The sequence below is a fragment of the Hymenobacter sp. CRA2 genome (genome assembly GCF_002007105.1).
Taxonomy (GTDB): Bacteria; Bacteroidota; Bacteroidia; order Cytophagales; family Hymenobacteraceae; genus Solirubrum.
On the sequence record NZ_MVBC01000001.1, the window covers coordinates 367,401 to 389,865 of the forward strand.

Sequence of the window (22,465 nt, forward strand, 5' to 3'; positions counted from 1 at the left end):
GTCATCCGTGCCTCAGCGCGTTGCCCTTAGTTGCGGCGCGGTAGGGCGGGGTTTCTTGCGTCGGCTTCGCGCTTGTCGAGCTTACCCTTTTCGTAGATGAGCACGCCGTTGCGGTTATACTCTTTGATTAGTACGGGCTCGGCTTCGGGCTCGTAGCCGGAGTCGCCGTACTGATACTCATAGTGACGGCGGCTACGGAAGCCCCAGTACTTGGTCCAAGTGCCGACCTTCTTGCCGTTCTCGAACTGCCCGGCCCAGTCGGGCTGCCCGTCGTTTTTGAAGCTGATGTAGTCGCCCTCCAGCTTGCCGTCGATGTAGGGTACTACTTCTTTCACCATGGTTCGGCCCCCGTCGTAGTAGCTGATGTTGGCGTCGCGGGGGAACCCCTGCTCGTAGTGCACTTTGCTCACCAGGGTGTTGTCACGGCCGTATCTCTCCCAGCGTAAGTGGCGGGTGCCCACGGAATAGTACCCCGTCTCCACCACTTTGCCGCCCTGCATCTTCTTGTAGGGGCCGTGCAGCACCTTGTACTTATTCAGGTCGATTTCGCCGATGGCAGCGGTTTTCTCCAGGCGCCGCTTAGCCGGGTTGAAGTACCACTTCAGCGGCGCGTAGGGGTTGGGCTGCTTGGGCGTCCTCAGGTAATAGAAGATTTCCACTACCTGGTTGCGTCCCTTCGGCCCCGATTTGGTGTAGCCCTTTTTGATCCGCTCACCCAGGAAGATGGTCTTTTTCTTCTTGGTCGTGGCTTTGCGCTGCGCGGCTTTTTCCTTTTCCAGCGCCTTACGCTGCTCCTCCTTCGTCAGCTTCTTACCGGTAACCAGCGACGGCGCGTTGGTGGTGTCACGAGCCGTAGCCAGGGTATCGCGCACGCCAGTGAGACTGGCGGTGGTCGTATTCTCGGGCTTGCTGTTAAAGGAAACCGTTTTTTTGGCGCAGGCGCTGAGCAGCACAAATGGCAACACCAGCAACGTGGGCGACAGACGGAACAAATGCATTAGCAAAGACAAGCGGGGGGTTCTGGGGAGCGAAACGTAAATATAGGGGCGGATAGTGCCCGGCGGTGAGCCAGTGAAGCAGCGTAGCTGGGCAGGTGTGCTCCGGGCATTCCGTACGTCGGCTCCGCGGCTTACCAACGACTGAAGCCGGCCCCACAACCGCAGCAGTTGCAGGACCGGCTTCGCTCCGGAACAGGAAGAAAGATTACTCAGCTGCCAGCAGCTCAGCGCTCCGCTTCACAAACTGGGTCAGCGCTTCGCCCTTAAGCATACCTTGTGCCAAAAGCGCGAGGTCGAAGGCTTGCTTGGCCAACTTGCCAGCGGCTTCCTCGTCGGCCTTGAGCACGCGCTGGGCCACGGCGCTGTTGGCGTTGACGCTTACGGTGTAGCTATCGGGCAGGGAGCCGAACATGGCCATGCCGCCCCCGCCACCCACACGCTGCATGTCCTTCATGCGGCGCATAAACTCGGGCAGGGTGATGATAACGGGCGCGTCCTGCGGCGACATAGCATCGACCTGCACGTGCATGGTAGGGTTGTTGATGGCTTTCGAGAACAGCTCCTGCAGCCGGGTCTTCTCGTCGTCCGACAGCACGCTCTCGGTCGTTTCGTCCTTCTCGATGAGTTTGCTCGCGGTTTCGGAGTCGACGCGCTTAAAGGTGGTTTTGTCCAGTTTCTGCTCCAGCTGGCCGATGAAGTGTGAATCGAGCGGGCCGTTCAGGTTAAGCACGTCGTAGCCGCGCTCCTGGGCCGCCACCACGTAGGCGTGCTGGGCCTCGGCGTCGGTGGCGTAGAGCAGCACCGTCTGGCCATTCTTGTCTACCTGGTTGGCCTGTACGTGCTCCTTGTACTCGTTGAGCGTGAAGAACTTCTTGTCCACGTTCTGCACCAGGGCGAAGTCCTTGGCGCGGTCGTAGAACTTCTCGTCCGACAACATGCCGTACTTGATGAACAGGCCGATATCCGACCATTTTTCCTCGAAGCCCGCACGGTCCTTGCGGTAGATTTCGGCCAGCTTATCGGCCACCTTCTTGGTCACGTACTGGTTGATTTTCCGCACGTTGGCGTCGGCCTGCAGGAAGCTGCGCGACACGTTCAGCGGAATATCGGGCGAGTCGAGCACGCCGTGGAGCAGCATCAGGAACTCGGGCACCACGTCCTTCACCTCGTCGGTGATGAACACCTGGCGCGAGTAGAGCTGAATCTTGTTGCGCTGCAGCTGCAGCTCGTCCTTCACCTTGGGGAAGTACAGAATGCCCGTCAGGTTGAAGGGGTAATCCACGTTGAGGTGAATCCAGAACAGCGGCGGCTCCGAGAAGGGATACAGCGTCTGGTAGAAGCTCGTGTAGTCCTCGTCGGTGAGGTCGGCGGGCTGCTTGGTCCAGAGCGGCTGCGTCTGGTTGATAATCTGGCCTTCGAACTCGATGTCGATGGGCAGAAACTTGCAGTACTTCTCCAGAATGCCGCGCAGGCGCTGGGGCTCCAGGAACTCGTCGCTGTCCTCGGCTACTTGCAGCACCACATCGGTGCCGCGTTCGGCCTTGTCGGTGGTTTCGAGGCTGAACTCGGTCGAGCCGTCGCAGATCCAGCGAGCAGCTTCGGTACTTTCCTTGTAGCTCTTGGAGAAGATTTCGACCTCCTTGGCCACCATGAAGGCGGAGTAGAAGCCCAAGCCAAACTGACCAATGATTTGGTCCTTGGCCGCGGCGTCCTTCTCCTTGTACTTCTCCACAAACTCGGTGGCGCCGGAGAAGGCAATCTGGTTGATGTACTTCTTGATTTCCTCCGCGGTCATGCCGATGCCGCGGTCCGACACGGTGATGGTACGCTTGTCCTTGTCGACGCTGACCGTCACTTTCAGCTCCCCGGCTTCGCCCTGGTACTCGCCGAGCTGCGCCAGGCTTTTCAGCTTCTGCGTGGCATCGACGGCGTTCGAAACCAGCTCCCGGAGGAAGATTTCGTGGTCGGAGTACAGGAATTTCTTAATGATGGGGAAGATATTCTCGGTGTGAATCGAGATGCTGCCGGTTTCCTGCATGGCGGGTAGAAGTGAGTATGAAGGACTGGAGTAGAACAAACGAAAGCGGCCCGGCTGCCCGCGGGGAGCAGCCGGGCCGCGGGGCCGGTTTCAAATCGTGTTCCACTTGTCCCTTTCGGGCCCTGAAGCTGTCAGCCTGACAGAGTACGGCGAGGATAGAGCGAAGTGCCGGCCAAAACAGCCGTCAAATCCGCTGCCTTACCCTTCAAGCCACCATGCGCGGGCTCACCTGCGCCGCCGGCTGCGAGGTGGGATTCAGCACCCAGTCCATGGCGCCCACCGAATCGGCAAAGAACTGCACGTCGAAATTCAGGTGCTGTTCCGCCACGTGCAGAATGCTCTCTACCGCCAGTTGGTTGTAGGTATCGGTATTGAGTATCAAAGCCATCTGACGCAGGTGCGGCAAAGCACCAATGCTGGGCAGCACCTCGTCGCTCAGCCAAGCCTGTTCATCGAAGCCGATGTTGGGCAAGCCGTTCAGATCGGCTACCCACGACTCGACGGCGCACTGCTGGACCAAGCGCTGCAGGTATTCGACCGCCGGACGAAAACGGTGCATGTTGTGCTGCCCGCGCCAGCGGTGGTAAAGCAGGCCAAAGGCGGGGTCGTAAAACAAGTTGAGCGAATCGAACTGCAGGGCTTCCATCGGCACGTCACTGAAGAGTTAACGGCTCCAAGTACACTCGCTGCAAAGTCCCAATCTGGGAGTCTTGTCCGATGCTACTGCTTTATGGCTCAACGCGGGCCGCGCCTGTGCGAACAGCGGGTTCGGGCCAGGCTAAACGAACAGAGCATCGGGGCTGGGCTCGGGCCGGACGCCGGACTTTTTGGGGCGCAGGTGCTGGGCGAGTTGGTGCAGGGTGCGGAGTAGCAGACGTTTCATGGGCGGGAATGGGTGAAGGTGAACCGAACAGTAATCCGGATACGCAAAGCAGGGGGCACCGAGTTGCGGCGTGCAACGCCCGGTATCCGCGCCGTGTATGTAGCCTCCCTGTTGGCCGAGTTCCGACTTTATCCGTACTTGTCGCCACCTTTGTCCTGCTGATGCGCGCCTTCCGCCACCATATCGCCACCTTCCTGCTGCTCTGCTTCGTGCGGGTGCTGCTGCCGGAGTCGGCAATATTGGCCCTGCACCGCCACGCGCACACCGAGAAGGAAGAGGCGCACCTGCCCCGGCACCGCGGCGACAAAGCCGTGCTGACCACCAAGCACCAGCACTGCGCCGTCGACCATCTGTACGACGTGCCGTTTCAGCCCGCGGCCGAACTGACGCTTACGCCGGTAGTATACCAGTATGCGCAGCCCGAGGGCGACATGCAGGCGTCGGTGTGGACCAACACGCTGCCTGCTGCCACTTTCCTGCGCGGTCCACCCGCGCTGCGAGGCTAGTTATTGGCTTTTGGGCCCCGACCTGGCACAGCGTACGCCGGTCCGCGCCCTTCCCGACGGCACCTGAGCCGTCCCTCCTTTTTTATTGACCCCGCTCTGGCGGCCCCCAACGCACCCATTTCGGGCTGCGGCCCCTGCTGTTGTTGGTTGCGCTGCAACGAGCACCCGGCTCCGCCATTTGGTACTGCTTATAGAGTATCACGGAAGGCGTTGGGCGCTGCCCGCCTTTCGCGGCGCATTCTTCGGGGTGCATCCCGTTTCCCTTCCGCTGACTTTCCGACTGTTATGTCCCGCTCGTTACTGTTGCCCGTTGCTTTTCTTCTGACTTCGTCTTTTTCACGGGCCCAAACGGTCTTGCCCACTTCCCGGGCCACTACCGGCCTCTCAGTTACTGGCCGTATCATCGATCAGGCCACGCAGCAACCGCTGCCCGGCGTGACGCTGCTCTTTCCCGACCTGAAACAAGGCACCGCTACCGACGCCGACGGCCGCTTCAGCTTTGCTAATCTGCCGCGCGGCCGCTTCCTGGTGCAGGTGCGCTCCATCGGGTATGGCACCGTGGTGCGCACCGTGGACACGGGCAGCGGCCAGCCGCTGGACTTCGGCCTGACCCCGGCCGTGACCGAGCTGGGCCAGGTAGTGGTGACGGGCGTCTCGGCCTCCACGGAGCTGCGCCGCTCGCCGGTGCCCACCACGGTGGTAGACCGCGAGGAGCTGAATCAGCACGCCTCCACCAATATTATCGACGCCATTGCGCGCACGCCGGGCGTCAACCAGATTACCACCGGCGCGGCCATCAGCAAGCCCGTCATCCGCGGGCTGAGCTCCAACCGTGTCATCACCCTGAACAACGGCGCCAAGCAGGAAGGCCAGCAGTGGGGCGATGAGCACGGCATCGAAATCGACGAGTACAGCATCGACCGGGCCGAAATCATCAAGGGGCCCGGCTCCTTATTATATGGCTCCGATGGTATGGCTGGGGTGGTCAACTTCGTGGCGCCCGACCCGGTGGACAATGGCCGCGTGCTCGGCTCCGTCACGGCCAACTACCAGACCAATAATCACCAGCAAGGCTACTCGGTGATGAACGCCGGCAACCTGAACGGCTTCAACTGGCTGGTGCGCGGCTCGGGCAAGGTGGCCGGCGACTACCGCAACCGCTACGACGGCCGCGTGTACAACTCCGGCTTTCGGGAGCTGAACGGCAGCGGCTACGTGGGCCTGAACAAAAGCTGGGGCTACTCGCACCTCACCGTCAGCTCCTTCAACCAGGAACTGGGCCTGATTGAGGGCGTGCGCGACTCGGCCACCGGGCAGTTTACCAAGGACTTCGCCGTGGGCGACGACGTGGTGGCCTCGCGCATCGTGACCCGGGACGACGTGCGCGGCTACGGCCTCGACGTGCCGCGGCAGCAGATCAACCACCTGCGCATCGGCACCGACAACAACTTCATCCTGGGCTCTTCGCGGCTGACCGTGAACGTGGGCTGGCAGCAGAACCTGCGCCGTGAGTTCGGCGACGTGCTCCGCCCCGACGACCCGTCGCTGTACTTTCAGCTGCGCACCCTTGACTACGCGGCGCGCTACTTCCTGCCTGAGCTCAGCGGCTGGACGACCACCGTGGGCGTGAGCGGCATGCGGCAGGAAAACCAGAACCTGGGCGAGGAATTTCTGATTCCGGCCTACCGCCTGTTCGACGGCGGCGTGTTCGGGGTGACCAAGCGCACCTTCGGCCGGCTGGACGTGAGCGGCGGCCTGCGCTTTGACCAGCGCGGCATCACGGCCGATGCCCTGTGGCTGGGCGCCGACGAGCAGCCCGTAGCAGCAGGCACGCCGGGCGCGGAGCAGAAATTTGGCGCGTTCAAGAACACCTACCGCAACTGGTCGGGGAGCCTGGGCGGGGCCTTCAGCCTCACCGACAACTTAGTGGTGAAGGCCAACGTGTCGCGCGGCTTCCGGGCGCCGAACATTGCCGAGCTGGGCTCCAACGGCGTGCACGAGGGCACCACCCGCTACGAGGTGGGCGACCCAGCATTGAAGGCCGAAACCAGCTTTCAGTCGGACCTGGGCCTGAGCCTGAACACGGAGCACGTCACCTTCAGCGTCGATGCCTTCGACAACCGCATCCGGAACTTCATCTTCCCGCGGCGCATCAGCAACGCCGCCGCCGGCGACTCCACCCGCACCAACCCCGAAGACGGTGAGGAGTACCGCGTGTTTGTGTACGGGCAGAGCCCAGCCAACCTCTACGGCGGTGAGGTGACAGTGGACCTGCACCCGCACCCGCTCGACTGGCTGCACTTCGAAAACTCGTTCTCCATGGTCCGCTCGCGCCGGCTGAATCAGGCCGAAGGTGAAAAGTGGTTGCCCTTCACGCCGGCCGACCGGCTGCAATCGGAGCTGCGGGTGAACTTGCGCAAGGTGGCGGGCCTGACGGCCGTGGCCAATGTCTACGCGCGCTTCGGGGTGGAGCACAACTTTGCCCAGCGCCGCATCTTCGGCGCCTTCGACACCGAAACGCCCACCTCCGCTTACACGCTGGTGAACCTGGGCGCTGGCACCGACTTCACCACCCGCAAAGGCCGCACGACGGCTTCGCTGCTGGTATCGGTCAACAACCTTTTCGATGTGGCTTACCAGAACCACCTGAGCCGGCTGAAATACACCGATGTAAACTACGTGACCGGCCGCGCGGGCGTATTCAACATGGGCCGCAACGTGAGCGTGAAACTGATGGTACCGCTGAGCTTTAATTAAGCGGAGGATACCGGCTCTGGCGGGCGGCCGCGCCTGTGGCCGCCCGCCATATGTATCTTGAGCCATGAATTATCCGCAGTTATTTCTGGTGAGTGCGCGGCGACTTGGCGCAGCTATTCTACTGCTTGGCATATCAGTGGGCTTGGTTCGGGCTCAGCAACGCGACCCAAGCTTCCGGCCCAGCGAAATATTCACCACCGGGCAGATAAAATCGGCAGTGCCCGACGGCGTGGGCGGCTTATGGGTGCTCGGCAATTTTGACTACGCCGCCGGCTCACTGGTACCGGGCCTGGCGCACTACGACGCAACGGGGCAGCGCGACCCGGCTTTTCAACCACCGGCTATTCCGGCGGCTATGCAGCGCCAGCTGCGTGCGTTGCGTGCGCTGCCCAACGGCCGGGTGCTGGTGCTCGGCGACGGAACGCTGACCATCGGTGCCGTCATTGGCTTCAATCTGATGGTGCTCGGTCCCACCGGGCAACCGGACCCGTCGTTTGCGCCGCCCGATTACTTCACCGCCCCCGGCGACCCGCTGGCCGCAACGGCCGCCGTGCAGCCCGATAGCAAGGTGCTGGTGGGCGGCAGATTTGGCCCCTACAACGGCACGGGGCCTGCGGGCTTGGTGCGCCTGCTGGCCAACGGGCAGATCGACCCCGGCTTCACACCGCCGGGCAACGGCATCAGCAACGTGCGGGCCCTGGCCGTGCAGCCCGATGGCAAAATACTGGTGGGCGGCAGTCAGCTCAGCTACAACAATACGCTTGCCCCCAGCGGCTTGCTCCGCCTGTTGCCCGATGGCTCGTTGGATACGAGCTTTACCCCGCCGGCGGGCCTGCATGTGTGGGAATTGGTGCTGCAGCGCAGCGGGAACGTCCTGATAGGGGCGGCCGCTACCAACCAGGTTGCGGCGGGCCGCGCGGGCAGTGTGGTGCGCCTGTTACCATCCGGTGCGGCCGACGCCACCTTTGATCCGCTGAGTTACCCCGGCCGCGAGCTTGCGCTCAACGGCAATCAATACTGGAACTACTTCGACCAGCACTTTGCCGCCCTGACCGACGGCTCGGTATTGGTTGCGTACGCTCCCTCGCTAACGGGCAATGAATCCTTGGTGCAGCATTATACCGCTGCCGGCCAACCCGATACCACCTGGGACGCTGCTCAACCCGCCGCGGGCGGACAAATAAACTCCGTTGCGGCCCTGCCTTCGGGACTGGTGGCATTAGGGGGCAACTTTCGCAGCTTAGCCGGTAGGGCCGGATGCTTGGTGGCCTTGCGAGGCCCAGCTGGTCGGCCCGTGGCGGCTTGGCGCTTCGGACTAGGCCTGACCGGAACGGTACGCGCCTTGGCCCGCCAAACTGATGGCCGCCTGCTCATCGGGGGCAATTTTACGGAGGTCAACGGCTGGTTTAGCCCGCAAGTAGCCCGGCTATGGCCCTCAGGCGAGGTGGACACGACTTTTCAGGCCCCGGCTGACGGGCTGGGCACCGGCGTGCTGAACACGCTGGCCCTCGACGCCAGCGGCCGGGTGTTGCTCGGAGGCCGCTTCCAGACGGTGGGCGGCCAGCCTCGTGTTGGGGTAGCCCGCCTAAGCTCCACTGGCCAATTAGACGCCGCCTTTCTGCCGCCCGCGCTCAGTGGCCTGAGCAGCGCCGCCGAGGTGCAGACTCTGGGGCTACAGCCCGATGGCGAGGTCCTGCTGGGCGGCTCGTTCGCCCTCACTGGCCCCAGCACTACGCGCTTTCACCTGATACGCTTGCACGATACCGGTGCCCTCGATGCTGGTTTCACGGCGGCCGTGCCCAGGTCAGGGCAGGTGGGGGCGCTGCTCCTGCAGCCCACCGGCGAGGTAGTAGTAGGCGGCAACTTCTACAACAACCGTCTGGAGCTGATCCGCCGCCTGCGCGCCGATGGCACCCTGGACCCAACCTTCCAGACCGTGCTGGCCGACCCGGTAATGGGGGGCATAGTACGTGCGCTGGCGCCTACCGCGGGTGGCGGGCTGGTAGCCGCGGGGTCTTTCGTGCGCGCCAATAACCTGGTCAGCATCAATGTGGCCCGCTTTAACGCCAATGGAAGCACCGATGGCGGCTTCGTTTCGGGGCTGCCGACGCCGAGCAATCCTATCAACCTTGGCCGCGTCAATGCCCTGGCGCTGGAGCCGACGGGGGCTGTGCTGCTCGGTGGCTCGTTGGGCAACCAGGCAGCTACCCAAGCCCCGTTTATGCAGCGGGTGCTTGCTGCCGGCCCGCTCGATGCCGCTTACTTCGGCGCGGCCACGCCCGGGCCCGACGGCGAGGTGCTGACTTTGCTGCGCCAGCCCGACGGCGTGGTGCTGGTAGGCGGTAGCTTCCTGTCAGTGGCCGGCATCTTACAACCTGCACTCATTCGGCTGCTGCCTGCTGCTAGTACTACCGCCGCCCAGTCTGCGGCTACCGTCCGCGCCGGGCTAAGCGTATGGCCCAATCCGGCCGGGGCCGCCGGGCTGCATGTGCGGCTCGACGCCGCCCGCCCGTACCGCGTACAGCTCGTGGATGCAGTGGGCCGCATCGTCCTGACGCAGCTCGTTTTTCAGGCCGAAACGACGTTGCCCACCACGGCGCTGCCGGCAGGCGTGTACCTGCTGCGCGCTGAATACGCGACCGGCCAGGCTACCCGCCGCGTAATAATTCAGTAAGCTTTTCCTGCTATCATGCCGCACGACCACAATCACTCCCACGCCGGCCACGACCATAGCCACGGGCACCACGGCCCGGCTGACTTAGAAAACGTCGGCCGCTCCTTCGGCTGGGGCATTGCGCTGAACCTCGTGTTTGTGGCTGCCGAAGCCGGCGGCGGCTGGTGGGCCAATTCAACGGCGCTGCTTTCTGACGCAGGCCACAACCTCTCCGACGTGCTGAGTCTGGCGTTGGCCTGGGGCGCGATGCTCATCGGCAAGCGGCCTACTTCGGCGCGCTATACCTACGGCTTCAAGGGCATCAGCATTCAGGCGGCGCTGCTGAACGCGGCCCTGCTCTACCTGGCGTTGGGCATTATCCTGTGGGAAACCATCAGCCACCTGCGCCACCCCGAGCCCGTGAACGGGCAGCTGGTGATGCTGCTGGCCGGCGCGGGCATAGTGGTCAACGGCTTCACGGCCTGGCTGTTCAGCCGCGGGCAAAAGGGCGACGTGAACGTGCGCGGCGCCTACCTGCACATGCTCACCGATGCCTTGGTGTCGGTGGGCGTGGTGGTAGGCGGGGCGCTGGTCTACTTCACTGGCTGGCTATGGCTCGATCCGGCCATCAGCTTCGTCATTCTGGCCATTGTGGGCGTCAGCTCCTGGGGGCTGTTGCGCCAAACGGTGCAGCTGAGCCTGCAGGCCGTACCCGCCGAAATCGACCCGGCCGCCGTGCGAAGCTTCCTGTTGGCTCAGCCTGGCGTCACGGACGTACACGACCTGCACATCTGGCCCCTAAGCACCCGCGACACGGCCCTCACCGCCCACCTGGTGCGCCCCAGCGGCACCGACAGCGGCTTCCTGCACGACTTGCAGCACCAGATTCAGGACGAGTTCAACATCGGCCACATCACCGTGCAGATTGAGCCCCGCGGCTGCACCCACGGCAATTGCGACGCGGAGCATCCGTAGCTTGTGAATATGAATCTCTATTTCCTCGGTTGCTTACTCTGCAGCTCGTGTCTTTTCGGCAGTTGTTCTACCCAGAATTCTGCATACGAAACCTCGCGCTTGCAAACCTTTGATTTGGGCATGGCTACTGTACAACTACCTGTTACTTGGCGGCTTTTGGACACGGCGCAAGCTCATGTATCACCGCACAAGGGACGTGAGTATATTTTACGAAACCCCCATTCGCGTCGTGCTGACTACCACGATATGCTTGTCGTGAATTTTATTCCTCTAAAAGGACAAGGCGCTTTGACTAAGATGGGCCCTGCTTACGCTGTCTATTTGCGGGAAACATTCAATGATTTTCAGCTAAACAGCATCAAAGACACAATTGTCAAAGGTCAGCCTATTCAATTGATGCAGTGTTCTTTCAAGCTGAAAGAGGGGAAAACAGAGCTGATTAGCACTATTGCCTTCACTGAGCATCGCACGCAACTGGTGACGGTGATTGGCACCGCTGTACGCGGGCCGCAAACGCAGAATCTTAAAAACCAGTCCATATTCAGGCAGGCCATTTCTTCTTTCACCTGGAAATAACCTTGCCCTGTAGTTGGCTGCGTTCCGATAGCACCGGTGGGTAAATCTTCGTAATCTGCGTTTCGACTACGCTTTTTACATGGCCCAGACCTCTCCCCCACCCGTTTCCACCCCACCCAAAACCGCCGGCCTGCTCAGCGCCGTGGTTGTGGTAGCTGCCCTCGGCTACTTCGTCGATATCTACGACCTGATCCTGTTCAGCATCGTGCGCGTCGAAAGCCTCAAGTCGTTAGGCATTACGGCACCGGCTGAGCTGACCAGCCAGGGCACCCACCTGATTTCCATGCAGATGGGCGGCATGCTGCTCGGCGGCATCCTCTGGGGCATCCTTGGGGATAAGCGTGGGCGCCTCTCGGTGCTCTTCGGCTCCATCCTCATGTACTCGCTGGCCAACATTGCCAACGGTTTCGTGCAGAGCATCGAGCAGTACGCCTGGCTGCGGCTGATTGCCGGCATCGGGCTGGCCGGGGAGCTGGGTGCGGGCATCACGCTGGTATCCGAGACGTTGCCCAAGGAAAAGCGTGGCTACGGCACCATGATAGTGGCCACCGTGGGCGTGTCGGGCGCCATGCTGGCCTACTGGGTGGGCGCTGAGTTGGGCTGGCGCAACGCCTACTTCGTGGGCGGTGCACTGGGGCTGGCGCTGCTGCTGCTGCGCGTGGGCGTGTTCGAGTCGGGCATGTTTGAGCAAGCCAAGCACCAGGATGTCTCGCGCGGCAACTTCTTCGCCCTGTTCACCAACGGTCCGCGGCTGCTGAAGTACCTCAAGTGCTTGCTCATTGGCGTGCCGCTGTGGTTCGTGGTAGGCATCCTGATTACGTTGGCGCCCGAGTTTGGCCGCGCGCTGGGCGTGCAGGGCGAGGTATCGGCCGGGCTGGCCGTGTTCTGGTGTTACTTCGGGCTGGTGTTCGGCGACTTTGCCAGCGGCGCCCTGAGTCAGCTGCTGCGCAGCCGCAAGCGCGCCCTGCAACTATTCCTGCTGCTGTGCGGCATCGTTATGGCGGCGTACCTGTACCTGCTGCACGGCGCATCCACCACGGCCTTTTACCGCCTGTGCTTCGTGATGGGCATTTCAGTGGGCTTCTGGGCCTTGTTTGTGACGGTGGCGGCCGAGCAGTTCGGCACCAACCTGCGGGCCACCGTGGCTACCACGGCGCCCAATTTTGCCCGCGGCTCGGTGGTAGCACTCGTGCCCATTTTCAACGGCTTGGCGGCCAGCCTCGGCACCGGCTCCACGCCCAATCTGATTGGCAGCGGAGCTATTGTGGGCGCGGTGTCGCTGCTGCTGGCCTTCTGGGCCGTGAGTACGCTGCCCGAAACGCACGGCAAAGACCTGGACTACGTGGAAGTCAGCTAACCTTTTGGCGCTTTCTGCGTCTTTCCACCCCGGCCCCACGGTCGGGGTGGTTTATTTACCGGGCGGCTGTCCCTCAAGAGCAGCTCCGGCAAAGCTTCCGTAATATGCGGAACTGACGATGTGCACGGTGCGTATTCACCGGTAACCACCTACTTCCTCTGACAATGAAAGCCTTACCATACCTCGGCCTGCTCGGCGCACTGCTGCTGACCAGCCCGGCCCGCGCCCAGGTGCCGCCGCCCACATCGGATAACCGCCCCGGCACCGCGCAGGCCCCTTCGCAGCCCAATCAGCCCACGGCCATGCCCCAGATAAGCGCCCCTACGCAGAAGCCTATGCAGGCCAACAAGGAGCGGGAAAAAGCACAGGAAAACCTGGCTAAAGAGCGGGAAAAAGCCGCCCGCGACGAACAAAAAGCCCGGCAACGCGGTCAAAACTAACTGCCTCTGCTCCTACTTTTACGCTCCCCTTCTTCCCCTTGCGCATGGCCGCAGCTCAATTCACCCGCCGCTATTATTGGCTGCACCACTTCGTCGTCACGCCGCTGAGCCTGGTGCTGGCGATATACACTGGCCGCCGCTATGCCGCCGTGGCCGGCACCGATTCCGACGATTCCCGGATCTGGTTTTGCTTGGTTGCCCTGGCCGTGCTGCTCCTGCTGACCGTGGTGATGCTGCGCCAGCACTACGCCCTGAAGCTGCAGGACCGCTTGGCCCGACTGGAAGTACGCCAGCGCTACTTCGAGCTGACCGGGCAACGCTTTCAGCCGTTGGAGGCCCGGCTCACCCTCGGCCAGGTTCTGTCGCTGCGCTTCGCTGGCGACGCTGAGCTGCCCGCCCTGGCCACGGCCGCCGCAACCGAGCAGCTGAAACCGGCTGCCATCCGGGAGCGGATTCAAGATTTTCAAGCCGACCCCATGCGGGTCTGATTTTTTCGACGCGTGACTGAGCTAGGCCAAAGATGAACGCATGACCGTTCTTTCATCGGCCTATTGACTCAGCTACTCGTCTACTCTTTTCCCTTTCTCATGATTCTTTACAACGTAACCAGCAGCGTCGACCCGGAAGTAGCCGAAGAATGGGTGAGCTACATGCGCGACGAGCACATGCCCGACGTGATGGCCACCGGCTACTTCGTGAAAAGCCAGCTGCTGCGCCTGCTCAACGAAGAAAACGACGGCTACACCTACGCCGCTCAGTACTACTGCATCAACACCGACCAGCTCGATGAGTACCAGCGCATGGCCGCTCCCGGCCTGAGCGCCAACCTTGAAACGCGGTTTCCGGGCCAGTACGTATCGTTCCGCACGGTGCTGGAGGTACTGGACTAAGCCAGCCCGGAGCGGCCGCTCCTGGTATTGGAAATAACAAAGCTGCAGCGCAGCGGTACGGCTCTAGGGAGAGACCGATGCCGTTGCGCTGCAGCTTTGTTGTTCTTCGCGTATCCGTAAGCAACAGGCCATGGACCGCACTGCTCCTCTCCAGAGCCGTCGCAGCAGCGTTCCGTTAGCCTCGGACGGCCGCTTCTACCTGCGGGTCGCAGCTGTAGGCGCGCAACTGCTCGGCGGTCAGGTTGCCGTTGTACCACTCCGGGTCGAGGTTGGCGCCGATGCGCTTGTAGAAGCCGATGGCTGGCTCGTTCCACTCCAGCACCTGCCACTTCAGGCGGTGCGCGCCGGTGCGCCGGGCTTCGGCCACCACTGCGTCAAACAGCTTGCGCCCGATGCCGGTGCCGCGGGCGGCTTCGGTCACCACCAGGTCTTCGAGGTAAAGCATGCGGCCCTTCCAGGTGGAATAGGCCGTGTAAAACAGCGCAATACCCAGAACGCCCTGTTCCTCGGTTTCGGCCACGAAGAAGCTGAAGATGGGCGCGGGCCCGAACCCGTCGCGGCGCATGTCGTCGAGCGTATTGGTGACTTCCTCGGGGGCGCGCTCGTACACGGCCAGCTCCACGATGAGCTCGTGGACACGGGACAAATCGGCTTCGGTGCCGCGGCGGATGGTAAGCATGGGCTGAATTAACGATTAATAATGAGTACTGGACAGCGGGCGGCGCGGCTACCCGCGCTTCACGGGCCTAACCGTAGCCACAAAAAACAATGAGCAACAACCCGCTGGGGCCATTGCTCATCATTGGTATTGACCAAGGTCAACCGGCTTACATCACCGGCTGCATCTTCTTGATGACTTTGGTGGCGTTGACGGCGCTCAGCTCCTGATCGGCTTGCTGCTGGGCCACGGCGGCCGAGTCTTTGCCGGCGGCGGCCGGAGGCAGCGTGGGCAGCGGGGCCGAGGTCATGTCGTCTTTCTTCTCGTAGTCAGGGTTGCTGCAGGCCGAAACCGACAGCATAGCGCCGGCCACGAGGCCGAGCATCAGCATTTTTTTCATATCTGGAGCGGAAAAGGTCAAGGCAGGCGAATTTCGCGGCGCAAGATACAACCACGGCGTTAACTGATTACGCTGCTTCCCTCGTTTTGTGACGCGAGCCAGCCGTACGCGCGGCGCCAGTTCTCCGCGGCCACGGTGGATTGGCGGCCTACTTCACGTTCTGGTACGGATTCACGCCCATGTTCTGGTAGGCAAACGACCACACGTCGGCCCACTCGTCGATGAGCAGCTTGGTGCTCTTGCCCGCGCCATGGCCCGCATTCACATCGATACGGATGAGCTGGGGCCAAGTGCCGGTATTGGCTTCCTGCAGGGTAGCCGCGAACTTAAACGAGTGCGCCGGCACCACGCGGTCGTCGTGGTCGGCGGTGGTAATCATGGTGGCGGGGTAGGCAGTGCCGGGCTTCAGCGTGTGCAGCGGCGAGAAGCGGTACAGGTTCTGAAACTGTTGGTAGTTGTCGGAGGTGCCGTACTCCGGGGCCCAGTTCCAGCCGATGGTAAACTTCTGGTAGCGCAACATGTCCATTACGCCCACGGCCGGGAAAGCCACGCGGCAGAGGTCGGGGCGCTGCGTCATGGTGGCGCCCACCAGCAGGCCGCCGTTGGAGCCGCCGGCAATGGCCAGCTTCTCCGCCGAAGTGTAGTTCAGGGCCTTCAGGTACTCGGCCGCGCCGATGAAGTCGTCGAACACGTTCTGCTTGTTCGGCGTCATGCCGGCTTTGTGCCAGGCTTCGCCGTACTCGCCGCCGCCGCGCAGGTTGGGCACGGCCAGGATGCCACCGTTTTCCAGCCACAGCATGCGCGCCACCGAGAAGCTCGGCGTCAGGCTCACGTTGAAGCCGCCGTAAGCGTACAGGTAAGTGGGGTTTTGACCGTTGAGCTTCAGGCCCTTCTTGTGGGTGATGAACATGGGCACCTTGGTGCCGTCCTTGCTCTTGTAGAAGACCTGCGTGGTGACGTAATCGTCGGGCTTCACGTCCACCTTCGGCGCCCGCCATACGGTGCTCTGGCCGCTGGCCAGGTCGTACTGATAGATGGTGGTCGGGTAGGTAAATGAGGTGAAGGCGTAGTACACCTGCTTGTCGGTGCGGCGGCCGCCGAAGCCGCTGGCGGTGCCCAGGGCGGGCAGCTCCACGTCGCGCAGCAGCTTGCCTTCCTCGTCAAACACCTTAATCAGCGAGCTGGCGTCCTTCAGGTAGCTGGCCACCAGCTTGCCGCCCACCTGGTCGATGCCTTCCAGCTTATGCTCCGATTCCGGCAGCAGGTCTTTCCAGCTGGCTTCCTGCGGCTGCCTCGGGTCGACGGCCAGCACCCGGTAGCGCGGAGCCTTGTAGTTAGTGTACACCAGCAGCTTGCCGCCGAGGTTGCCCACCACGCTCATATCCGACTCGTAGTCAGAGCCCAGAATGGTCCACTTCGCGGCTTGTTTCGGGTCGGTCAGGTCGCGCACGGCCAGCTTGTTGCCGTCGGCATTGCCGTCGGTGAGGTACACCGCCAGGAACCGTTCGTCCTCCGTTACCGAGGCAATGCGGAAGCCCAGCGGCATCTGCTTGTTCTCGTACACCAGCTTATCGGCCGACTGCGGCGTGCCGATTTTGTGGAAGTACACCTTGTGGTACTCGTTTTTGCCGGCCAGCTTACTTTCGCCGGCTTTGGGCGCGTCGTAGCCGCTATAATAGAAGCCATCCTTCACCCAGGCCACGCCCGACACCTTCACCCAGTTCAGCTCGTCCTTGAGCGGCTGCCGGGTTTTGAGGTCGAGCAGGTGAATGGTCTGCCAGTCGGAGCCGCCGCCCGAGGTGGTGTAGGCCAGGTACTTGTGGTCGTTGGAGAAATACGTACCTGATAAGGCCGTGGTGCCGTCGGCCGAAAACTTGTTCGGATCGAGCAGTACGTTGCCGTCGCCCTGCTCGCCCGGGCGCTTCACGTAGAGCACGGCTTGGTTTTGCAGGCCGTCGTTTTTCTGGTAGTAGAGGTACTCGCCCTCCTGCTGGGGCACGCCGTACCGCTCGTAGTTCCAGATCTGGGTAAGCCGCTCGCGAATCCGGTCACGGAACGGGATGCGGCTCAGGTAATCGAAGGTCACCTTGTTTTCGGCCGTCACCCAGGCTTTGGTTTCGGGCGAGTCGGCGTCTTCCAGCCAGCGGAACGGGTCGGCCACCTTGGTGCCGAAGTAGTCGTCTACCTGGTCGCCCTTGCGGGCTTTGGGGTATTCCAGCGCCTGCGTTTTGGCCGGATTGGAGTTTTCTATCACGGGTCGTTCGGTTATCAGGTTCTGGGAGGGGTTCAGCTGCTTGGCCGAACCGCAGGCCGTCAGCACGGCCAGCGTAGCGCCCAGAAGGGGTCGGGATGAATGCATAGTACGGAGGGAATGAGGTAGTGAGTCGGTGCAAAATACACGGCGGCGGGCAGTAGTAAGAACAGGCAAGCCGCCGTGGTGCGCACCCTGGCCCAAATCCTGCGCGCCGTTCTTACCGCACCGTGGCCGTGGTCACCTTCCCAATCTTGGGGATGATCTGAATGAGGAAGCGCTTGTTGTCGCCCTCGCGGCGGCCGGCGTAGCGCCCGGTACCGAAGAAGCCGCTACCGCCGATGATCAGCTCCACGGTGCGGTCCTGCCCGAAGCGCAGGCCGTTCTGCTGCCAGAAGTTCGAGAGGTTCAGGGCCCGGCGGTAGCTGAGCTGGTAGGTACTCTGCTCCTCGCGCTGGTTGCGCGGGTCGCCCTGCGGGTAGCGGGCTGCCATGCCTTCCACGATGACGAGGTAGCGCACCGGCAGATCGGTGCGGATGGCGCGCAGGCGCTCCTGCAGCAGGCGGCCGGCGCGCAGCAGGGCGGGCTTGTACTGCTCCTGGATTTCGTCGCGGCCAGCCTTGAACTGCACGTCCACGCGCAGCTCGTACCGCTCGTTTTGCGGGTCGTAGCGGAAATAGTCACCCTCCAAACGCCGCAAGGACTCGCGGATGCGCTGAATCTGCTCCAGCTCCTGGGCTTTCACCTTCAGCTCGCCCAGCAGCCGGCGCTGACTGGCTTCCCGGTCGCGGAACAGCTTGAAGCTGTAGACAAACAAGACCAGCATGACCACAAATAGGGAGGTCATCAGGTCCACGTAGCTGGGCCAGAAGAAGTCGGAGCGTTGTTGGTCGTCGGAACCGGGCATCGGGTGTAATCAAAAAACGGCTGTCATCCTTCATCTGGCGTACGGCGCTAGCCGAAGGACCTTCTCACGTCCGATAGTGAACCTAACGCTGATCGTTCACGCGTGGCAAAGTCCTTCGCGTTGCTCAGGATGACATAGTAAACAACTGACACGGGAAACAACCTCTACTCCTCGCGCACCCCGCCGAAGAGCTTGTCCATCCCGCGCTGCCAGCGGTTTTTGGCCGTGGCTCTGCGCAGAATCTGGTTCATCACCGACAGTTGCTCCAGCAGCTTGGTATCCACTTGCGTATCGGAGTCGATTTTGCGCAGCAATTCGCGCTGGGTGGCCGTTACGTCGCGGGCCAGTACTTCCTGGTTGACTTTCACGTCCTTGAGCGGGTCGAGCTGGCGCATGATGCGCTCGAAGGCATTGTCCTGGTTGATGCGGTCGAAGTACTCGCCCCACTTCTCGTAGGCGCGCTGGGCGTCGCGTTCGTGGTGCTCCAGGCGGCGGCGCATCAGTTCGGTGAGGTGCTGGGAGGCTTGGTCGAAGTACTGCTCGGAGCGGGCCGCGAGGTTGCCCATCTCCACCTGGTGGCGCTGGAAGAAGTCGAGCTGCTGCTGAATGAGGTTATCGTGCTGGCCGATGTACTGGCCCAGGTTGTTGATGCCGCGCTCGAAGCCGGTGAGACGGTCGAGGATGCCACCTACTACCCTGCCCGACTCGGCGCCCTTGTCGAGCATCTGGTTGAGCTGCTGCTGGTAGGCGGTGAACTGCCCGAACAGCTCGGCCGACTCGCGCACCTTGTCGAACACGGCCAGATTGGCCTGCGCCATCTTGTCGAAGCCAACTTCCTCCAGCTTCACCAGGAAGTCGCGCTGCACCCGAATATTCTCAGTGATGGTGTTCAGGATGGGCTCAAACAGCGTCACCTTGCCCACAAAGTCCTGGTTGAACGCGTCGAGCACGCCCTTCAGGGTACTCAGGCTGGCCGACATGTCGTTGTGCAGAATGGGCAGCAGCCGGGCCTGCAGGAAGGTGAAGTATTGGTTCTGCCGCTGGTCGCGCTGCTGGCGGGCGTTACGCAGCAGGTTATTGCCGATGAGGGTGAGCAGCAGGCCCATAAACGAGCCCGTCATGGCAATGAGCACGCCGGTGAGGAAGGGCGTGAGCGAGGTGTCATCCGTTACGCCGCGGCGGGCTATGCTGACCAGACCCAGAATTACGCCCAAGAAGGTACCGAGCAAGCCCAGATACAGCGGCGTAGCCACGTTGGCCTGCACGGCATTGTCGGGCCCTTGGCCCTGGCGGGTGGCAATATCCTTGAGGATGTTGAAATCGGCCGCGGCGCCCTTGTTGTGGCGCAGGTAGGCGTTGGTGTCCTGCACGATTTCGCGGAAGTCGGTCGAGGTATCATCCGCACGGATGATGTCCACGGCGTAAGCATCGGCCGGGGCGTCGGCGGCGTAGTCGGGCAGGTCCACGGTGCCGTCGGGCGTGACGAGGCGGCGCTCCACGCGCAGCGTGTCCTTGGGCGGGTAGAGCTCAGCCAGCCGGGCTACCTGGGTGCGCGTCCGCAGAAACGTGAGAATCTGCAGGCCCACGATGATGGCCACCACGGCGACTTCAAGGATTATTTCAAGCATGAAGCGAAGCTAAGAACAACGAAACTAAGGCGAAGCACAACCGGCTGGCGCCCGCACTTCTTCTTCAACACCCTTACCCGATTTTCGCCCGAAAGCCAAAGCCCAGCCTCAATCGACCAAAGCCCGGTCACGATTACCCAAAGCTCGGCCCCGATTGTCTAAAGCCTGGTCACAATCGCCCAAAGCCCGGCTCCGATTGTCCAAAGTCCAGACGCAGCCATTCATAGCCCGGCCACAACCGTCCGGAGCCTGGTCCCAGGCGTCCAAAGCCCGGCCGCAATCGTTCGGAGCCCGTTTCAGCCCGCGAGCCGGCTCGCGGCCCCTCTGTCGCGCTCAGGCGACCAGCCGCCGCTGAGCCATCCGACCGGCTTACTCAAACCGAATAGCCGCCTTCTGCTCGATCTGCCACGCGCCGCCCACTTTGCGCAGCTGCCCCGGCTCGTCGGTGATGATGCGCGCGGCCGGCCCCGTCGGCGGCTGGTAGCGGCAAGCCTCGCGCAGGGAGTACTGCGCGCTTTGGATAGCATAGGCGTGCACCGCCTGGTCGGGATTGATGCGGAACGAGGCCACATCCGGCCGCTGCGGGTCGGGCGTGATTTCGTAGATGCTGTCGTGCTGGGCCACGGTGTGCAGGTCGTAGTCGGAGAAGCCCCCGTTGACGGGCACCTTCACGTAGAACTTGCCCAAGGGCACCGGCTCGGGCTGCGGCGGCGCTGCCGGTTCGGGAGCTGGCAGCTGCACCGGCGCAATGAGGCTGTCGAAGTCTTCCCGCGGCGAAGGTGTGGGCGGAGCAGCCACCGGTGCCGGACCAGCAAACGGCGGCACCTCCTCTAGCCGCTGCACTGGCGCGGGTGCCACGAGTGGCGCGGGCGTTGGGGCCAGCGGCGGAACTGGTGTCGGCGTGGCGGGCGGACTTTTGCGCAGGTTGACCGGCGGCGCGGCAGGAGCTACTGTCGGCATGGCAGGCTCGGGAGCCGCGGTGGGCCGGCCGTGCGGCTGCACATCGGCCAGGCGCTGCTGCACCAGCCGCTCCACCAGCTCTTCCACCTGCTTACGCTGGCTGAAGGTCAGGTCAGCGGGAGCTTCCTGCCCACCGCCAAAGCCCTTCATCGAGTCCAGCTCGGTGCGGTGACGGCGGTTGCTGGAGCGCAGCTCGCTGATGTGGTTGCGCAGCACCCGCCGCTCCAGCCACCAGAGCACCAGGCTCAGCAAGGACAGGATCAGGGCAATGGGGCCGAACAGCTTAGTCATGGGGCTTTCACCGGCCGATGACTGCGAAGATGCGGCGGCTGGCGCTTCGGCCTGGCCGGTGTCGGCGGCGGAGAGGCTTTCAGGCGTCTCGGTAGCCGTGGAATCGAAAGTAGCACCACCGGCGGAAGAAGCGTCTACCTGCCCGATGTCGCCGGGCACCGGGGTGCCTTGCTCCACGTAGGCCGTCAGGGCGGCCTGCAGGCGGTTTAGCTGCTCCATGCGGGCGGGGTCTTTGCGCCGCTGCGGCGAGCCGCCGAGCCGGGTAATAATCTCCTTGGCCAGCCGCTGCAGCCGCGACTGATCCGAGCCCAGGCCTTTGTACATCACGCCTTTGCCTTCCAGCGGCTGATACACCAGCGAGTACACCCGCTGGCTGTCGGGCCGGATGCTGCTTTCAAAGTCCTTGAGCGTGCCGTCGCAGCGCAGGGTATTGTTCAGGTTGGAGCGGCCGTTGTCGTTGTACACGAAGCGGGCCGTGGCGCACCAGATCTGTACCTTTTTCTCTTCCAGCGTAGCCTGGCCGGGCACGGTCTGAGCTTGGGTGGCAGCGGAAGCTGTTAGTAGCAGGCCCGTCAGCAGGGCGGTGAGGCGGCGGGGAATCCTCATGAAGTCAAAGTTTGGAGAAGGCGTTTAGGTGTGTCATACCCGATAAGTTTATTCAAAATCAAGTTTCGCTAAAGAGTAGGTGCGATTCTGAACCTGCTTATCCTGGGTCTGGAAGCAAATAGCAACTCGCTCAGGTGACACAATGCTTGCATCACAGCGCCACCACATAGATGATATGCTTCGCATGTATTGATTGATCGGGAAGGGCGAGAGTTGCTCCAGATTGTAGCGTCTGAGCAGGTGGCCTTGACCATCGTAGACAACCATTACATCAACACCGTAGCCCATTGAAGACCAATTGTCGAACGTTACCACGTAGCGGCCGTCGTTCGATACCAATGCAGTTACCGGGGCTATTCGGTTGATCAGGCTTTCCTGCCACAGCAGTTGCGGACCGTTCGCAGTGCGCCGATACAGCATGGCATGACACGGTACAACGGTTGTGTCCCGCGAGCTGAACCGCTTTTGGCGGTTCGGCTTTGCCTTGCGCCATTGGTAATACTTGTCAGGAACAAGTAATGGGACAACTCGAACAAAATGGCTGCTATCCGCACTGTAATAGTCGTGCGTAGTCGGGGGCGCCCACGAATCGGCCAGCAGCAGCGTAGGCTGAACGAGCGTAAGCAACCACAAAAAAGCGCCGGTCTTGAACTTCATTCTGCTTTAGGTTGCTGCTTTCGTTCTGGCGGTG

Annotated in this window: 19 protein-coding genes; 9 read left to right on the forward strand and 10 right to left on the reverse strand. The window is 62.4% G+C overall.

Annotated features, from left to right (window positions below; all coding sequences use genetic code 11):
• Nucleotides 1–26 precede the first annotated feature (26 nt).
• The 3 genes from B0919_RS01390 to B0919_RS01400 all read right to left on the reverse strand — a co-directional run bounded on the left by B0919_RS01390 (nt 27) and on the right by B0919_RS01400 (nt 3,682).
• Nucleotides 27–998: a toxin-antitoxin system YwqK family antitoxin gene (locus B0919_RS01390; protein ID WP_078010397.1), complete on the reverse strand. Its 972-nt coding sequence runs from the start codon at nt 996–998 to the stop codon at nt 27–29.
• Nucleotides 999–1,203: 205 nt separating this feature from the next.
• Entirely contained in the window at nt 1,204–3,036 is a 1,833-nt protein-coding gene (gene htpG, locus B0919_RS01395; RefSeq protein WP_078010398.1) for a molecular chaperone HtpG, read from the reverse strand.
• Nucleotides 3,037–3,241: 205 nt separating this feature from the next.
• Entirely contained in the window at nt 3,242–3,682 is a 441-nt protein-coding gene (locus tag B0919_RS01400; RefSeq protein ID WP_078010399.1) for a hypothetical protein, read from the reverse strand.
• A gap of 398 nt (nt 3,683–4,080) precedes the next feature.
• Between B0919_RS01400 and B0919_RS01405 the strand changes: the two genes are divergently transcribed.
• The 9 genes from B0919_RS01405 (at nt 4,081) to B0919_RS01445 (ending at nt 14,073) form a co-directional block, all read left to right on the forward strand.
• Nucleotides 4,081–4,425, forward strand: coding sequence for a hypothetical protein (locus B0919_RS01405; RefSeq protein WP_078010400.1), 345 nt, complete (start codon nt 4,081–4,083; stop codon nt 4,423–4,425).
• A 285-nt stretch (nt 4,426–4,710) separates the two neighbouring features.
• The gene (locus B0919_RS01410; RefSeq protein ID WP_078010401.1) at nt 4,711–7,182 is read left to right on the forward strand and encodes a TonB-dependent receptor; all 2,472 of its coding nucleotides are present in this window, start codon (nt 4,711–4,713) and stop codon (nt 7,180–7,182) included.
• 64 nt (nt 7,183–7,246) lie between these two features.
• Nucleotides 7,247–9,856, forward strand: a complete 2,610-nt coding sequence (locus B0919_RS01415; protein ID WP_078010402.1) for a T9SS type A sorting domain-containing protein — start codon at nt 7,247–7,249, stop codon at nt 9,854–9,856.
• Between the two features lie 15 nt (nt 9,857–9,871).
• Nucleotides 9,872–10,810 carry a cation diffusion facilitator family transporter gene (locus tag B0919_RS01420; protein WP_078010403.1) on the forward strand — a complete coding sequence of 313 codons (939 nt, stop codon included), beginning with the start codon at nt 9,872–9,874 and terminating at the stop codon, nt 10,808–10,810.
• A 9-nt stretch (nt 10,811–10,819) separates the two neighbouring features.
• On the forward strand, nt 10,820–11,386 hold the full coding sequence (locus B0919_RS24520; RefSeq protein WP_176132798.1) for a hypothetical protein: 567 nt from the start codon (nt 10,820–10,822) through the stop codon (nt 11,384–11,386).
• A 79-nt stretch (nt 11,387–11,465) separates the two neighbouring features.
• Nucleotides 11,466–12,743, forward strand: coding sequence for an MFS transporter (locus tag B0919_RS01430; protein ID WP_078010405.1), 1,278 nt, complete (start codon nt 11,466–11,468; stop codon nt 12,741–12,743).
• A 164-nt stretch (nt 12,744–12,907) separates the two neighbouring features.
• Complete coding sequence (locus B0919_RS01435) at nt 12,908–13,183, forward strand: hypothetical protein (RefSeq protein WP_078010406.1); 276 nt, start codon at nt 12,908–12,910, stop codon at nt 13,181–13,183.
• 44 nt (nt 13,184–13,227) lie between these two features.
• On the forward strand, nt 13,228–13,671 hold the full coding sequence (locus B0919_RS01440) for a DUF6526 family protein (protein WP_078010407.1): 444 nt from the start codon (nt 13,228–13,230) through the stop codon (nt 13,669–13,671).
• A 99-nt stretch (nt 13,672–13,770) separates the two neighbouring features.
• The gene (locus B0919_RS01445) at nt 13,771–14,073 is read left to right on the forward strand and encodes a DUF4286 family protein (protein ID WP_078010408.1); all 303 of its coding nucleotides are present in this window, start codon (nt 13,771–13,773) and stop codon (nt 14,071–14,073) included.
• Nucleotides 14,074–14,248: 175 nt separating this feature from the next.
• Here B0919_RS01445 and B0919_RS01450 read toward each other — a convergent pair whose 3' ends face one another.
• The 7 genes from B0919_RS01450 to B0919_RS01480 form a co-directional block, all read right to left on the reverse strand.
• A complete protein-coding gene (locus tag B0919_RS01450) occupies nt 14,249–14,752 on the reverse strand; it encodes a GNAT family N-acetyltransferase (RefSeq protein WP_078010409.1) in 504 nt (167 codons plus the stop codon).
• A gap of 148 nt (nt 14,753–14,900) precedes the next feature.
• Nucleotides 14,901–15,131: a hypothetical protein gene (locus B0919_RS01455; RefSeq protein WP_078010410.1), complete on the reverse strand. Its 231-nt coding sequence runs from the start codon at nt 15,129–15,131 to the stop codon at nt 14,901–14,903.
• A 148-nt stretch (nt 15,132–15,279) separates the two neighbouring features.
• Entirely contained in the window at nt 15,280–17,490 is a 2,211-nt protein-coding gene (locus tag B0919_RS01460) for a prolyl oligopeptidase family serine peptidase (RefSeq protein ID WP_078010411.1), read from the reverse strand.
• Nucleotides 17,491–17,602: 112 nt separating this feature from the next.
• Nucleotides 17,603–18,289: a hypothetical protein gene (locus B0919_RS01465; protein WP_078010412.1), complete on the reverse strand. Its 687-nt coding sequence runs from the start codon at nt 18,287–18,289 to the stop codon at nt 17,603–17,605.
• 164 nt (nt 18,290–18,453) lie between these two features.
• Nucleotides 18,454–19,917: a hypothetical protein gene (locus B0919_RS01470; protein WP_078010413.1), complete on the reverse strand. Its 1,464-nt coding sequence runs from the start codon at nt 19,915–19,917 to the stop codon at nt 18,454–18,456.
• Nucleotides 19,918–20,286: 369 nt separating this feature from the next.
• On the reverse strand, nt 20,287–21,774 hold the full coding sequence (locus B0919_RS01475; protein ID WP_078010414.1) for a hypothetical protein: 1,488 nt from the start codon (nt 21,772–21,774) through the stop codon (nt 20,287–20,289).
• Between the two features lie 48 nt (nt 21,775–21,822).
• Nucleotides 21,823–22,431: a hypothetical protein gene (locus B0919_RS01480; RefSeq protein ID WP_078010415.1), complete on the reverse strand. Its 609-nt coding sequence runs from the start codon at nt 22,429–22,431 to the stop codon at nt 21,823–21,825.
• Between the last annotated feature and the right edge of the window lie 34 nt (nt 22,432–22,465).

What these genes read in the sequence shown, in the direction of transcription:
- B0919_RS01390 (WP_078010397.1), bottom strand. Translation starts at nt 998, where the DNA reads ATGCATTTGTTCCGTCTGTCGCCCACGTTGCTGGTGTTGCCATTTGTG.
- htpG (WP_078010398.1), bottom strand. Translation starts at nt 3,036, where the DNA reads ATGCAGGAAACCGGCAGCATCTCGATTCACACCGAGAATATCTTCCCC.
- B0919_RS01400 (WP_078010399.1), bottom strand. Translation starts at nt 3,682, where the DNA reads ATGGAAGCCCTGCAGTTCGATTCGCTCAACTTGTTTTACGACCCCGCC.
- B0919_RS01405 (WP_078010400.1), top strand. Translation starts at nt 4,081, where the DNA reads ATGCGCGCCTTCCGCCACCATATCGCCACCTTCCTGCTGCTCTGCTTC.
- B0919_RS01410 (WP_078010401.1), top strand. Translation starts at nt 4,711, where the DNA reads ATGTCCCGCTCGTTACTGTTGCCCGTTGCTTTTCTTCTGACTTCGTCT.
- B0919_RS01415 (WP_078010402.1), top strand. Translation starts at nt 7,247, where the DNA reads ATGAATTATCCGCAGTTATTTCTGGTGAGTGCGCGGCGACTTGGCGCA.
- B0919_RS01420 (WP_078010403.1), top strand. Translation starts at nt 9,872, where the DNA reads ATGCCGCACGACCACAATCACTCCCACGCCGGCCACGACCATAGCCAC.
- B0919_RS24520 (WP_176132798.1), top strand. Translation starts at nt 10,820, where the DNA reads ATGAATCTCTATTTCCTCGGTTGCTTACTCTGCAGCTCGTGTCTTTTC.
- B0919_RS01430 (WP_078010405.1), top strand. Translation starts at nt 11,466, where the DNA reads ATGGCCCAGACCTCTCCCCCACCCGTTTCCACCCCACCCAAAACCGCC.
- B0919_RS01435 (WP_078010406.1), top strand. Translation starts at nt 12,908, where the DNA reads ATGAAAGCCTTACCATACCTCGGCCTGCTCGGCGCACTGCTGCTGACC.
- B0919_RS01440 (WP_078010407.1), top strand. Translation starts at nt 13,228, where the DNA reads ATGGCCGCAGCTCAATTCACCCGCCGCTATTATTGGCTGCACCACTTC.
- B0919_RS01445 (WP_078010408.1), top strand. Translation starts at nt 13,771, where the DNA reads ATGATTCTTTACAACGTAACCAGCAGCGTCGACCCGGAAGTAGCCGAA.
- B0919_RS01450 (WP_078010409.1), bottom strand. Translation starts at nt 14,752, where the DNA reads ATGCTTACCATCCGCCGCGGCACCGAAGCCGATTTGTCCCGTGTCCAC.
- B0919_RS01455 (WP_078010410.1), bottom strand. Translation starts at nt 15,131, where the DNA reads ATGAAAAAAATGCTGATGCTCGGCCTCGTGGCCGGCGCTATGCTGTCG.
- B0919_RS01460 (WP_078010411.1), bottom strand. Translation starts at nt 17,490, where the DNA reads ATGCATTCATCCCGACCCCTTCTGGGCGCTACGCTGGCCGTGCTGACG.
- B0919_RS01465 (WP_078010412.1), bottom strand. Translation starts at nt 18,289, where the DNA reads ATGCCCGGTTCCGACGACCAACAACGCTCCGACTTCTTCTGGCCCAGC.
- B0919_RS01470 (WP_078010413.1), bottom strand. Translation starts at nt 19,917, where the DNA reads ATGCTTGAAATAATCCTTGAAGTCGCCGTGGTGGCCATCATCGTGGGC.
- B0919_RS01475 (WP_078010414.1), bottom strand. Translation starts at nt 21,774, where the DNA reads ATGAGGATTCCCCGCCGCCTCACCGCCCTGCTGACGGGCCTGCTACTA.
- B0919_RS01480 (WP_078010415.1), bottom strand. Translation starts at nt 22,431, where the DNA reads ATGAAGTTCAAGACCGGCGCTTTTTTGTGGTTGCTTACGCTCGTTCAG.